The following is a 12,625-nucleotide window of genomic DNA, read 5'->3' on the forward strand; positions in this document are numbered from 1 at the left end:
TGTGCTCATGTTCGGCTCATTGGGGTCTTCAGGCGGTCTTGAGCGCGAGCTGCTCGTAGAGGTCGCCGTTCTCGGCGATCACCTCTTCCAGAAGCGTCCAGTCAACGGCCTCGGCAGGAAGCGTGTTCTTGACGTAACCCATGGCCTGCATCGAAGCCGAACGCTCGACGAAGAACTCGGTATTGTTGCGCTGGTCGATCATCACCGGCTGGCGCGATTGGGCCAGCTTCAGCGCCTCGAGCGAGGTCTTGTAGTAGGTGCCCACCGTGTCCTCGAGCGCCTTGTCGGTGTCCTGCTCGGACTGCAGCTGCGCGGTCATCATCGCCTTGATCACCGCTTTCACAGCGTCGGGGTTCTCTTCCAGCAACGGGATGCGCGCGGCCAGCACGCAGTCGGAATAGCCCTTGCCGTAGACATCCAGCCCGTCCGACAGCACCGAGGCGCCCGCGCGCTCCTGCAGACATTGCGTGGCGTAGGGTTCGATGTGGCACACCGCGTCGATCGCGCCATTGATGAAGGCGGCGGCAAGCTCGGGCGAGGTGTTGAAGTATTTCACGTCGACATCGGCAAAGGACATGCCCGCGGCGGTCAGATAGTCATAGGGCAGCACTTCGAGCGTGTCGGCCTGAAAGGTGCCGATGGTCTTGCCCTTGAGGTCCTCGGCCGAGGTGATGCCTTCGGCACCGACGAAGATGCAGCCCTCGACACCCGCGCCCGCGACGATGCGCACCGGCGCCCCGGCATCGACCAGCGTGATGAAGTTGGAATAGGGGATGACCGAGACGTCGACCATGCCCGCGCCAAAGAGCGTGACCACATCGGTGGTGGTCGGGGTCACGACGAAATCAAGCTCGACGCCATCGTCCTTGGCCAGTTCACGCTCTTTGGCGAGGAAAATGCCGAGGTTGCACAGGCCCGAGCCGTGGGTGGCCTTGATGGTGGTCATTCCGGCGGCGGCGGCCTCGGAGGCGCTCATCAGCCCGGCGGGCAGCGCAAGGCTGGCCGCAGCGGCGGCACTGCCTTTGAGAAAGCCGCGTCGGCTGGCCATCTGGATGTTTTGGTAGGTGTTTCCGCAACGTTCGCACATGTCTTTGTCCTCTCTGTTGGGCACGGACAAAGTGGCGAGCGGTCTATCGTTCAGGCAGGCCGGGCCAAATCGTCCATGACAATTTTTCTCGGCACGCCAACCAGAAGAAGAGGAGCGAACACTGCCATATGGCATTCATGTCAGTGGTTCAGCGGGCAGTGTGCCCTCTCTGCGCTGAGATCAGCCTGAGCCGATCCGCGGCGGACGAGAGGGAAATTGCGCCGAAATTTCTTTGTCGCGCTCGGCGCTGTCGGCTTATTGAGCAAATGGAATGCCAAATTTGCATAATTTAAGCGATCTGGATCCGAAGAGGGCCCGGATCGGCGAGGTTGTGGCGAATCAAATGGTTGCGGGCTCTTCCGAGCCGGGACGAATGCGATGAACGGGTCGGGGGCACGTCGCAAGGCGCGTGATTAGGTTGCATCGCCCTGCGGCATGGGCAAAATGGAATGCCACAGTATTACTTGTCTGAGACACTTTGCCTTGAGCCAGCCTCTTCCCGAACTGACCGCCGTTCCCCCGGTCACGGACTCGCCGACTGCGATTGCCCAATGGGTGGCCGAAGTGCTTCGCGATCGTATCGTCAAAGGCGAGTACCCGCCCGGCTCGCGGTTGGTGGAGCGGCGCATCTCGGCGGAACTGGATCTGTCGCGCACGCCGGTGCGCGAGGCGCTGAAGCTGCTGCATCAGGACGGGCTGATCGAGATCTCGCGCAACAAGGGCGCGCAGGTGGTGCAATGCAGCGCCGAAGAGGCGGTGCAGCTTTTCGAGGTGATTGCCTCGCTCGAAAGCCTTGCCGCCGAGCGGCTCGCGCAGACCATCACGCCCGCGCTGCTGGACGAGCTTGAAGATCTGCACGCGCAGATGATGGTGTTTCACAAGCTGGGCAACCACACCGATTATTTCGACACCAATTCCGCGATCCACGACTTCATCGTCGAGAACTGCGGCAATCCCATCGTGCATGACGCACACAAGCGGCTGATTGCGCGGGCGCGCTATGGCCGGTTCATGGCGATTTACAGCGCCGACCGTCTGGCGCAATCGGTGCAAGAGCATGAGACGCTGATGGAGGCGCTGCGTGGCGGGGACGCGGTGGCGGCGGCGCAGGTCTGGCGCCAGCATCTCCAGCACACCGGCGAGACCTTCGCCGCCGTTCTGGAGGACGGGGAGGGTTAAGCCCCCTTCGCGCGCTTTCACGAAACATCTCAACGCGGTTGCCCCGACCCGCTGACCGGCGGGCACGAGTCGCTGTGTACTGCCGTTCTTTAAAATGGGATGCCATTTGACTTCGCGGTTAGCCTGCGGGTCGGGCAGGGGTGGCATCCAGCCGCACAAACTTTGGTCATTCTAAGAAAATACACAGTTTTCATGCCGTATCTCTCGCCAGCGGGCCGGCAATCCTGCGTAAGTCAAATGGCATCCCATTTGAGGTCGGCGCCAGAACCGGCCCTTTCACCGGCCAGACCCTTTGGCCAACGCGCCTTGCAACCGACAGAGAAGGAACGCCCATGACCCGCCTTACGCCCCGTGGCCTCACCCGCCGCTCGCTGCTCAAGACCTCGGCCTTTGCCGCCGCCGGAACGCTGGCCACGCCCGCGCTGCTGCGCGCACAATCCTCTGAACTGGTGATCGGCTGTGCCGGATCGCACACCGCGTGGATGGAAGAGCTCGTCGTGCCTCATATGAAAGAGGCGATCGGCGCGGACATTCTGTTCGAGGGCACCAAATCCTCGGTCAACCTCGAGAAGATGGCCTCGAACAAGGACCAGCCGTATCTGTCGGTCGTGCAGATGGACGACCCGGTGATGATCCAAGCGGTCGAGGCCGATCTGCTGACCCCGATCACCGCCGAGGCGGTGCCCAATATGACCGACCTGCGCGGCGATGCGGTGCATATGGAGGGCATGTGGTGCAACTACGTCCAGCCGTGGGCGGGCGTGGCCTATAACACCGACTATTCCGAGGGCGTGCCGTCGTGGGAGGCGCTTTGGGATCCGGCCAACGCGGGGCAGGTGATCATCCCCTCGCTGCAGAACACCGAAGGCATGTGGACGCTGTTTGTCGCGGCGATGCTGGGCTCGGGCAAGCCGTTCTCGGAAGCGCAGTACGAGATCGACGCCGCCTTCGCCAAGCTTGAGGAGCTCAAGCCCAACCTGCTGTCGGTCTATTCGACCATGAGCCAAGCCTTCAACTTGCTGGAGCAGGGCGAGATCACGCTGCTGTCGGGCAATTTCTCGTCCTACACGCTGCCGCGCAAATCCGAAGGCGTGCCGGTCGATCTGGCCGCGCCGAAGGAAGGCATCTTTGCCATGCCGTCGGGCATCTGCCTTGTGAAGGGCGGGCCGAACCCGGAGCTGGCCGAGGCCTATGTGAACGAGATGCTGGGCGAGAAGATGCAGTCGGCCATCGCCGATTTCGCCTCTTCGGTGCCCGCCAACACCACGGTCAAGGCGGGCGCGGTGATCCCCGAGGGCGTGCAGATCTACAGTCCCGACTGGGCCTTCGTCGCCGCCAACCGCCGCGCGTGGATCGAGCGTTTCGACAAGCTGATGGCGCTCTGAGGCGATGTTGGACATGACCCAAGACCCCACTCCGGGCGATCGCCGCTACCTCGACGTCTGGGGCGTTGCGAAATCCTTCAAAGGCACAAGCGTCATGTCCGGCATGAACTTCCGGGTGGACCGGGGAGAGCTTGTCTCTCTCCTCGGTCCCTCGGGCTGCGGCAAGACCACGCTGTTGCGCATCATCGCCGGGCTGATGGAGGCCGACGAGGGCTCGGTGGTGCTGGGCGGGCGCGACATCAGCCGCTTTCCCGCGCATAAGCGCAATGTTTCGGTGGTGTTCCAGAACTACGCGCTCTTCCCGCATCTGACCGTGGCCGAGAATGTCGCCTTCGGGCTGCGGGCGCGCGGCACCCCCAAGGCGCAGATCGCTGGCCCGGTGGACGCGGCGCTGCGCCTCGTGCGGATGGAGGGATTTGCGGGCCGCCCGATCTCGGCGCTGTCGGGTGGTCAGCAGCAGCGCGTCGCCGTGGCGCGGGCGCTGGTGGTGGGGCCGGATCTGCTGCTGCTCGACGAGCCCTTCTCTGCCCTCGACCGCAAGCTGCGCGAGACCATGCAGGTGGAACTGAAATCGCTGCTGCGCGACCGCGGGATCACCGCCATCTTTGTCACCCACGATCAGGAAGAGGCGATGGGCGTGTCGGACCGGATCGCGGTAATGAACGCCGGGAAGATCGAGCAGTTTGCCGACCCGTCGACGCTCTATGCCCGTCCGGCCTCGCCTTTTGTCATGGATTTCGTCGGGCTTTCCGCAACCATCATGGGCACCGTAGCCGCCTCCGAGGGCGGTCTTCTGACGCTCGACACGCCCTACGGATCCTTGCGCGCCCGCGGCGATCTGCCGGTTGGCGGCGCGGCGCAGATCGGCGTGCGGCCAGAGCTTATCTCGGTGGGGCAGGGCGAAAACAGCCTGTCGGTCGTGCTGGAGGACGTGATGGTTCTGGGCTCCAAGACGGTGCTGCATGGCCGCGCCGCCGAGGGTGACCGCATCCTGTGCGAACTGCCCGGCATTCGCAGCGGTCTGGCGCGTGGTGAGACCGTTCAGCTTGGCTGGGAGATCGCCGACACGCTGGTCTATGGGGGCGCCGCATGATCCGCCGTGTCGACCGTCTTTCGCTGCTCGCGGTCCCCGCGCTGGGGTATCTGGCGGTGATCTATGCGCTGCCGCTGGTCATGCTGCTGGCCAAGTCGGTGCGCACGCCGGATGGATTTTCACTCACCGAATACGCCGACTTCTTTGCCGACGAATACAACATGCGCGTGCTCTGGCGCACGCTGCGCGTTGCCGGGCTGACCACCTTGCTGGCGCTGGTCATCGCCTATCCCACCGCCTTCGCCATGAGCCGGGCCAAGGGCGGATGGCTGACCGTCTTTCTGGTGGCCATGGTGCTGCCGATGTCGCTGGGGGTGGTGGTCAAAGCCTTTGCGTGGTCGATCCTGTTCCGGGCCAATGGCGCGCTGAACGGGGCGCTGCAATGGATCGGGCTGATCGACCGGCCCATCCGCATGATGTTCACCGAAACCGCGCTGATCGTCGGGGCGGCGAATGTTTTCCTGCCGTTCATGGTGCTGCCGATCTACGCCGTGGTGCGCCAGCTTGACCAGCGCCTGCCCGAGGCCGCCGCCTCGCTTGGGGCCACGCCGATGTTCCGCTTCTTCAACGTCACGCTGCCGCTGACCCTGCCGGGTGTGGTGGCGGGCTCGGCCTTCACCTTCTCGCTGGCGGTGTCGATGTATGTGATCCCCTCGCTGATCGTCGGCGAGCGCCAGCAGACGCTGTCCATGCTCATCGCGCGCTCGTTCCTCTATCTCCGCAACGAGCCGCTTGGCTCCACCATCTCGGCGGTGCTCTTGGGCATCGCGGTGCTGGTGGTGGTGCTGTCGAGTTGGCTGGCCCGCAGGCTGGGAGCCCGCACATGACCCAGACAGACCGTATCTTCCGCGCCCTCTCGTGGAGCATGGGGCTGGCCTGCGTCGCCTTCCTGATGCTGCCCATCGTGATCACCATCGCCGCCTCTTTCACCTCTTCGCCGGTCTACACGCTGCCGCCGCCCGAATGGTCGCTGCGCTGGTACGCCTCGCTGGGCAAGCGCAGCGGGCTGTGGGACGCGGTGCTGCTGTCGCTGAACCTTGCACTGATCTCCACGCTGATCTCGCTGGTGCTGGGCACGCTGGCCTCGGTCGCGGTCACCCGCGGCCAGTTCCGCGGCCGCGAGGCAATCGCCACTTTCGCCGTCTCGCCGTTGATGATGCCGGGGCTGGTGGTGGGCGTGGCGCTGCTGCAGTTCTTCCGCGAGATCGGCCTGCGCGACGCCTATTGGTCGCTGCTGCTGGGCCATATCGTGATCACGCTGCCCTTCGTGATGCGCACGCTGCTGGCCTCTATGGCGGCCTTCGACTTCTCGCTGATCGACGCGGCGCGGACGCTGGGGCTGAGCTATCCCAAGGCGATCCTCAAGGTGCTCGTGCCAAGCCTTGCGCCCGCCTATCTGACCTCAGGGCTCTTCGCCTTCCTTGCGTCGATGGACAACTACCCGATCTCGATCTTCCTCACCGACGCGCGCAACAAAACGCTGCCGATCAAGATGCTGCAATATCTCGAAGAACAGCCCGATCCGTCGCTTGCGGCCATGTCCTCGGGGCTGATCCTGCTGGCGATCATCGTGCTGGTCTTCGGCGCGCGCACCGTCGGCCTCAACCGTATGATCCAAGGGTAAGCGCATGAGCTTTGACAGGGACGACCGCCGCGACTTCCGGGGCTATTTCGGCGCCGAGCCAGCGCCCTGCTGGCCGGGAGGTGCGCGCCTCGCCGTCTCCTTCGTGGTCAACGTGGAGGAGGGCGCGGAATATTCCATCGGCGATGGCGACGCGCGCAACGAGGTCACCTATGAGATCCGCGAAGAGGTCGAGCACGCGCCGGATCTCTGCATGGAGAGCCACTTCGCCTATGGCACGCGGCAGGGCTATGCGCGGATCGCCAAGGCCTTTGACAAGGTGGGTGCCAAGGCGACCTTCTCGACCTGCGGGCGGGTGGCCGAGCGCGCGCCGTGGCTGCTGCAGGACGCGGTGGCGCGGGGGCACGAAGTTTCCTGCCACGGCTGGTTGTGGGAGCGTCACGCCAATATGGCGCGCACCGAGGAAGAGGCGGTGATCGAGCGCACCCATGCCGCCATCACCCGCGCCTGCGGTGTGGCCCCGGTGGGCTGGCACACCCGTTCTTCGGCCTCGGGGAACACGCGGCCCTTGCTGAAGGCGCGCGGCGATTTCCTCTATGACAGCGACGCCTATGACGACGATATCCCGCGCATGGACGGCGGCCATGTGATCCTGCCTTATGCGTTCGATACCAATGACATGCGCTTCTCTCCGGGGGGCGGCTTCGTGCAGGCGCGCGATTTCTCGGACTATGTGATCGGCGCGTTCGAGCGGCTTTATGATGAGGGCGGCGCGGCGGTGCGGATGCTCTCGGTCGGTCTGCATCTGCGGCTGATCGGCCGCGCTGGCCGGATCGCGGGGCTTGAGGATGTGTTGGCGCATATCTCGGCCCGCGAAGGGGTGTGGATCGCCCCGCGCCGCGACATCGCTGCGCACTGGGCGCAGGTACAGGAGGGTCAAGTATGAGCGTGATGGAACTTTCCGCCTGCGCCCTTGCCGCCGAAGTGCGCGCGCAGCGCATCACGCCGCTGGAGGTTGCGCAGGCCGCGCGGGCGCGTGTTGCGGAGATGAACCCGCAGCTGAACGCGCTGACGCTGGTGAACCCCCGCCTTGAGGCCGAGGCCGAAACCGTGGCCGCGCGCCTTGCCAAGGGTGAGGATCTGCCGCTCGCCGGGGTGCCGGTGGTCATCAAGGACAACATCTGGGTGAAGGGTCTGCCGATCACCCAAGGCTCGAGGTTGTTTGCCGATTTCATTGCGCCAGAGGACGCGCGGGCCGTGGCCCGGCTGCGCGCGGCAGGCGCGATCATCCTCGGCATCGGCACCTGTTCCGAGTTCGCCTGCAAGGGCGCCACCAAAACGCCGCTCCACGGCATCACCCGCAACCCCGTCGACCCGTCGCGCACGCCGGGCGGGTCCTCTGGCGGCTCGGTGGCCGCTGTGGCGGCAGGGATGGCGCCGCTGGCGCTTGGCACCGATGCGGGCGGCTCCAGCCGGCGTCCGCCTGCGCATGTGGGGGTGATCGGCTTCAAGCCGACGCAGGATTTGGTGCCCTACGGTCCCGGTTTCGACGAGCCGGTCTGGGGGATCTCGGTCATCGCGCCAATCGCGCGCCATATGGAAGACATCCAGCTTGCCATGTCGGTGTTGGCAGAGGTGCCGCAGGCCGAGCCGCTGCGCGGCTCCTTCGCGGCCAGTGCGGATTTTGGCCTTGGCCAACTGCTGGACCCGGATGTCGATTTGGCCTTCGCCGCCGCGATGGATGCCCTGCGCGGGGCCGGTCACAGCCTGACCGAGGCGGCGCCCGAGTGGGCAGGGCTGGACGGGATGGACATCATGCCGCTGCAATACGCGGGGCTGGCGGCGCTCTTCGGGGATCGCTGGCAGCAGGACCCTGCGCTCTTTGATCCCGATCTCGGCGCGCAGATCGACAGCGGCCTGCAGCTCTCGGGTCGCGCGGTGGCGCAGGCGCATCAGGCCGGGCACCGCATGGCCCAGATCCTGCGCGATTTCCTCACCCGCTTTGATGTGCTGATCACCCCGACCACGCCCTGCGCCGCATGGCCCGCCGAAGACAGCGCGCCCGCCACCATCGCGGGTGCCCCCTGCGGCGGTCGCGATCACGCCGCCTTCACCCCGCAGGCCAACCACTCCGGCTGCCCGGCGATTTCGCTGCCCTGTGGCCGGGATCGCGAGGGCCTGCCGCTGGGCCTGCAGATCATCGCCGCACCGGGCCGGGACGCGGCCCTTCTTGCGCTGGCGGCAGAGATCGCGCCGCTTTTGAAGCGCATCGACATCTTTCAGAAAGAGGCCCCGTGATGCGTCTGCTTCTCGTCAATCCGAATATGACCGTCGCGATGACCGACAGCATGGCCGCCATCGCGCGGCAGGTGGCTGGCGACCGGGCCGAGATCGTGCCGGTCACCGCGCCGCGAGGGTTTCCCTATATCGCCTCGCGGGCCGAAGCGCAGATCGCCGGTGGCATCACGCTTGAGATGATCGCCGAGAATCTGCAGGGGATCGACGCGGTGATCGTCGCCGCCTTCGGAGATCCGGGGCTGGCAGGCGCGCGCGAGATCTTCGATCTTCCGGTGGTCGGCATGGCCGAAGCCACGGTGCTGTCGGCGGCCATGCTCGGCGACCGTTTTTCGATCGTGACCTTCTCGCCGGTGATGAGCCGCTGGTACAGCGATTGCGTCATGGCGACCGGCCTTGGCGCGCGCTTCACCGGCGTGCGTACGCCTGCGGGACATGCCGCCGACGTGCTGGCGGCGCGCGAGGCGCAGCGCGCGGAACTGGTCACTCTGGCGCGCGCGGCGGCGTTGGAAGATGGCGCCGACGTGGTGATCCTCGGCGGGGCCCCGCTGGCGGGGCTGGCGCCGGAAATCGCGGGCGAGGTGCCCGCCATCGTGCTCGACCCGATCGCCACGGCAACGGCGCAGGCTCTGACGCTGGCCTCGCTGCGCGCGGGGTTTGCCAGCCGCGCCTGCAAGCCGATTGCCAAACCGTCGGTCGGGCTGTCGCCTGCGCTGAGCCAGATCATCGCGACGGGGGCGGTGTGACCGGCTAGACAAGGCAGCGCATGACGCGCGACGGCCAACTCGGGCGCATCATCCGGCATCAGATTTTTAAACAATTGCAGCAGCACCGGGCCGCCGCCGCAGATCCTCTGCGCGCGGGCGAAACGGTGTTTCGGTGGTCCGCCGGAGGCCCGAACCGATCGGCAAAGAACCACCTGCGGATCGGACGGATCGCGAATTGGCGGGACTCCGCCTTCACTTATGGGTTTGCTCGCCTAGATGTCAGAGTCTCGATAAATTGATTTAGATGGCCATGCCGAACTCCAATGCACTGTCGAAGGGAGCGAGAAAATGATCCCTTCTCTCGCCTTCTTCACCTTCTGCATCGGCTACGCGCTGGTCTCTTTTCTCGTGGCCGTCCTGTTCCGCGATGGGGTTCTTGCGGATGTGCTCGGCACGCTGACCTCGGAGCCGGACGTCTCGCTCTGGTATGTGGCGGTCATTGCGGTGCTGGTCTCGGTCTGGGCCTTTTATGCCGAGACCCGGCGGGGCGTCGCCAAGGGCAGAGCCGCCGCCAATGTCGCCATGGTCTACGCCGCGGTGCTGGCGCTGCATTTCGGCTTTACGCTGTTCAAGACCACGATGCCGCAGATCGTGCCCTATTACGCCGATCCCTATCTGGCGCGGTTCGACGCCTGGCTGCATGGGCAGGCGGACCCTTGGGCAGTGATCAACCGGCTGTTTGGCCCCGACACCATGCTGAGCCTCAGCCCGCTCTATCACGGGCCGTGGCTGATTGCGGCGCTGCTGTTTCCGGTCGTGCTTGTGACCTGCGACGAGGATCAGGCCCGCGTGAAGCGCTATCTGGCGCTCTATTGTGCGAGCTGGATCGTCATCGGCAACATGCTGGCGCTGGGGGGAATGTCGGTGGGGCCGGTCTTTTACGACCGCCTCTATGACGGCAATCGCTTTGCGCTGCTGACCCTGACACAGCGATATGCGGGGCTCGACGGCACTACCATGGGTGCGCTTCAGGAGTACCTGTGGGAGATGTATGCTGCGGGGCGCGAAAGCTTTGGTACGGGGATTTCCGCCTTTGCCTCGGTGCATGTGTCGGTGGCCACGGTCGTCGCGCTCTATTGTGGCGAGCGCTCTGCCCTGCTGGCCTTCCCGGCGGCGCTGTTTTGCGCCGCGATCCTGCTGCTGTCGATCTGGAGCGGCTATCACTACGCCGTGGATGGCTATTTCTCGATCGGCGTCATGGCGATGCTGTGGATTTACCTGCGCAAACGCGCGGCGCCTCAGGACATGGCCGCGCGGCTTGCGGCACAGCCCGTCGCAAGGCCGATCCGGGTGCGCCGGGACTGAGCCCGGGCGCTTTCCCGATCCATGAGCAGCCTTGCGCCGGTGCGGGCGGGGTTCAGAACCCGACGGCGTCCGCGCCTTTGGTGTCGAGGATCTCGCGGGCCTCGTCGGGGCTGGCTAGCTCCAGCCCGAGCCCTTCGATGATCTGCCGCGCCTTGGCGACCTGCTCGGCATTGCTGCGCGCCAGCTGTCCCGGACCGGCCCAGAGCGAATCCTCGAGCCCCACGCGCACATGCCCGCCCATGGCCGCGGACATGGCGGCGATCGGCAGCTGGTTCTTGCCCGCGCCCAGCACCGACCAGCGGTACTGATCGCCGAACAGCCGGTCGGCGGTGCGCTTCATGTGCATGACGTCGTCGGGATGCGCGCCGATGCCGCCCATCAGGCCAAACACCGTCTGGATGAACAGCGGTGCCTTCACCAGCCCCTGATCGAGGAAATACTTGAGGTTGTAGAGATGGGCGGTGTCATAGCACTCGAACTCGAAGCGGGTGCCGAGCGCGCCGAGCGTGGTCAGGATGTGCTCGATCTGCCCGAAACTGTTGTTGAAGATGATGTTTTTATTGCCGACATAATCGCGCTCCCACTGGTGCTCGAGGTCGGGAAAGCGCTGCAGCATCGGAAACAGGCCGAAGTTCATCGAGCCCATGTTGAGCGAGGCGATCTCGGGCCGATGCGTCGCGGCGGGGCGCACGCGCTCCTCGATGCTCATGGTGGGCGCGCCGCCGGTGGTGATGTTCACCACCACATTCGAGGCCTGTTTGATCACCTTCAGAAACGGGCTGAACGCCTCGGGGGTCTGGTCCGGGCGGCCGTCTTCCGGATCGCGGGCGTGCAGATGCACCACTGCCGCGCCAGCCTCGGCGGCACCGATGGCGGCATCGGCGATCTCGGAGGCGCTCACCGGCAGATATTCCGACATCGAGGGGGTATGGATCGCGCCGGTTACGGCGCAGGTGATGATCACCTTGCGGGATTTTGCCATTGGGGTCTCCTTGGGTCAGCTTTGCTCGGCGGCGAGGTGGCGGCGCAGCGCGGCGAGGCGCGTGTCGCGGCGGTCCTGCCGTTCGCGGATTTTCTCGGGACTGCGGTCCTGCGGCCAGCTTGCGGCGATCTTCTCGGCCTGCGTGACCGAGAACACCTCGGGGCCTGCAGGCTCGGCGGCCAGTCTTGCATAGAAGCCGCCGTAGCGCGCCGCGTAATCGGTGATGCCGCCGGGGGCGTTGAGGTCGATGGTCTCGATCGGGCCGATCAACGTCCAGCGCAGGCCGAGCCCGTGTTTGATGGTGGCGTCCAGACCCTCGACCGAAACCGTGCCCTCGCCGATCAGCCGCAGCGCCTCTCCCAGAAGCGCGCCCTGCAGGCGGTTGAGCACGAACCCGTCGCGCTCGCGGGCCATTTTCACCGGCACCTGACCGATGGCACTGTAGATCGCCTCGGCTGTCTCCATCGCGGCGGGATCGGTCCAGGGCGCGGGGCAAAGCTCGACCACCGGCACCAGATGCGGCGGGTTTACCGGATGGCCGACGAGGCAGCGCGCGCGGTGGGTGAGCGTCTCGGTGAACCGCGAGGCGACGATGGCCGAGGTCGAGGAGGCGATCACCGCATCAACCGGGGTCGCGGCGTCGAGCCGGGCGAAAAGCTCTGTCTTCACCTCGATCTTCTCGGGGCCGTTCTCTTGCACGAAGGCGACATCCGCCACCGCCTCTTCCAGCGTCGGGCAGGTGCGGATGCGGGCCAGCGTGCCGGGCTTGTCGTCGAGCAGCTTCTCGGTGACCAGCGTGTCGCAGAGCGCCTCGATATCGGTGGGGAAGCGTTCGAGCACGCCGGGCTCGGCGTCCCAGACCTGCACCTCATATCCGGCGCGGGCGAAGAGCGCGCTCCACGAGCGGCCGATCAGCCCGGCCCCGATGATGGCAACCTTTTGGGTCATGG

The 12,625-nt window shown here is 65.7% G+C and carries 12 protein-coding genes; 9 read left to right on the plus strand and 3 right to left on the minus strand.

Features of this window, described 5'->3' with window-relative positions:
- Positions 1-28: 28 nt before the first annotated feature.
- Positions 29-1,087: an ABC transporter substrate-binding protein gene (locus tag ACXAD2_RS03490; protein ID WP_066111876.1), complete on the minus strand. Its 1,059-nt coding sequence runs from the start codon at positions 1,085-1,087 to the stop codon at positions 29-31.
- A 483-nt stretch (positions 1,088-1,570) separates the two neighbouring features.
- On the opposite strand from ACXAD2_RS03490, the gene ACXAD2_RS03495 reads away from it, so the two are divergent.
- The 9 genes from ACXAD2_RS03495 (at position 1,571) to ACXAD2_RS03535 (ending at position 10,693) form a co-directional block, all read left to right on the plus strand.
- On the plus strand, positions 1,571-2,266 hold the full coding sequence (locus ACXAD2_RS03495; RefSeq protein WP_475166922.1) for a GntR family transcriptional regulator: 696 nt from the start codon (positions 1,571-1,573) through the stop codon (positions 2,264-2,266).
- A gap of 332 nt (positions 2,267-2,598) precedes the next feature.
- Positions 2,599-3,651, plus strand: coding sequence for an extracellular solute-binding protein (locus ACXAD2_RS03500; RefSeq protein WP_475166924.1), 1,053 nt, complete (start codon positions 2,599-2,601; stop codon positions 3,649-3,651).
- A gap of 13 nt (positions 3,652-3,664) precedes the next feature.
- On the plus strand, positions 3,665-4,744 hold the full coding sequence (locus tag ACXAD2_RS03505; protein WP_475166926.1) for an ABC transporter ATP-binding protein: 1,080 nt from the start codon (positions 3,665-3,667) through the stop codon (positions 4,742-4,744).
- A complete protein-coding gene (locus ACXAD2_RS03510; RefSeq protein WP_475166929.1) occupies positions 4,741-5,571 on the plus strand; it encodes an ABC transporter permease in 831 nt (276 codons plus the stop codon). The genes ACXAD2_RS03505 and ACXAD2_RS03510 overlap by 4 nt, the downstream gene beginning before the upstream one ends.
- On the plus strand, positions 5,568-6,368 hold the full coding sequence (locus ACXAD2_RS03515; RefSeq protein WP_164183258.1) for an ABC transporter permease: 801 nt from the start codon (positions 5,568-5,570) through the stop codon (positions 6,366-6,368). Before ACXAD2_RS03510 ends, ACXAD2_RS03515 begins: the two co-directional genes overlap by 4 nt.
- A gap of 4 nt (positions 6,369-6,372) precedes the next feature.
- Complete coding sequence (locus ACXAD2_RS03520; protein WP_475166931.1) at positions 6,373-7,272, plus strand: polysaccharide deacetylase family protein; 900 nt, start codon at positions 6,373-6,375, stop codon at positions 7,270-7,272.
- Positions 7,269-8,624, plus strand: a complete 1,356-nt coding sequence (locus tag ACXAD2_RS03525) for an amidase (protein ID WP_475166934.1) — start codon at positions 7,269-7,271, stop codon at positions 8,622-8,624. The genes ACXAD2_RS03520 and ACXAD2_RS03525 overlap by 4 nt, the downstream gene beginning before the upstream one ends.
- Complete coding sequence (locus ACXAD2_RS03530) at positions 8,624-9,367, plus strand: aspartate/glutamate racemase family protein (RefSeq protein ID WP_475166936.1); 744 nt, start codon at positions 8,624-8,626, stop codon at positions 9,365-9,367. The genes ACXAD2_RS03525 and ACXAD2_RS03530 overlap by 1 nt, the downstream gene beginning before the upstream one ends.
- Positions 9,368-9,676: 309 nt before the next feature.
- Positions 9,677-10,693: a phosphatase PAP2 family protein gene (locus ACXAD2_RS03535; RefSeq protein WP_083191520.1), complete on the plus strand. Its 1,017-nt coding sequence runs from the start codon at positions 9,677-9,679 to the stop codon at positions 10,691-10,693.
- 52 nt (positions 10,694-10,745) lie between these two features.
- Here the strand turns inward: ACXAD2_RS03535 and kce are convergent, their stop codons facing one another.
- Positions 10,746-11,675: a 3,5-dioxohexanoate:acetyl-CoA acetone transferase gene (gene kce, locus ACXAD2_RS03540; protein WP_164183248.1), complete on the minus strand. Its 930-nt coding sequence runs from the start codon at positions 11,673-11,675 to the stop codon at positions 10,746-10,748.
- Positions 11,676-11,690: 15 nt separating this feature from the next.
- Positions 11,691-12,623 carry a 3-hydroxyacyl-CoA dehydrogenase gene (locus ACXAD2_RS03545; RefSeq protein ID WP_475166942.1) on the minus strand — a complete coding sequence of 311 codons (933 nt, stop codon included), beginning with the start codon at positions 12,621-12,623 and terminating at the stop codon, positions 11,691-11,693.
- Between the last annotated feature and the right edge of the window lie 2 nt (positions 12,624-12,625).

The sequence above is a fragment of the Salipiger sp. ABN3_019 genome (genome assembly GCF_056158605.1).

Coding starts and splice junctions, on each gene's coding strand:
- ACXAD2_RS03490 (WP_066111876.1), bottom strand. CDS start 1,087: ATGTGCGAACGTTGCGGAAACACCTACCAAAACATCCAGATGGCCAGC.
- ACXAD2_RS03500 (WP_475166924.1), top strand. CDS start 2,599: ATGACCCGCCTTACGCCCCGTGGCCTCACCCGCCGCTCGCTGCTCAAG.
- ACXAD2_RS03505 (WP_475166926.1), top strand. CDS start 3,665: ATGACCCAAGACCCCACTCCGGGCGATCGCCGCTACCTCGACGTCTGG.
- ACXAD2_RS03510 (WP_475166929.1), top strand. CDS start 4,741: ATGATCCGCCGTGTCGACCGTCTTTCGCTGCTCGCGGTCCCCGCGCTG.
- ACXAD2_RS03515 (WP_164183258.1), top strand. CDS start 5,568: ATGACCCAGACAGACCGTATCTTCCGCGCCCTCTCGTGGAGCATGGGG.
- ACXAD2_RS03520 (WP_475166931.1), top strand. CDS start 6,373: ATGAGCTTTGACAGGGACGACCGCCGCGACTTCCGGGGCTATTTCGGC.
- ACXAD2_RS03525 (WP_475166934.1), top strand. CDS start 7,269: ATGAGCGTGATGGAACTTTCCGCCTGCGCCCTTGCCGCCGAAGTGCGC.
- ACXAD2_RS03530 (WP_475166936.1), top strand. CDS start 8,624: ATGCGTCTGCTTCTCGTCAATCCGAATATGACCGTCGCGATGACCGAC.
- ACXAD2_RS03535 (WP_083191520.1), top strand. CDS start 9,677: ATGATCCCTTCTCTCGCCTTCTTCACCTTCTGCATCGGCTACGCGCTG.
- kce (WP_164183248.1), bottom strand. CDS start 11,675: ATGGCAAAATCCCGCAAGGTGATCATCACCTGCGCCGTAACCGGCGCG.
- ACXAD2_RS03545 (WP_475166942.1), bottom strand. CDS start 12,623: ATGACCCAAAAGGTTGCCATCATCGGGGCCGGGCTGATCGGCCGCTCG.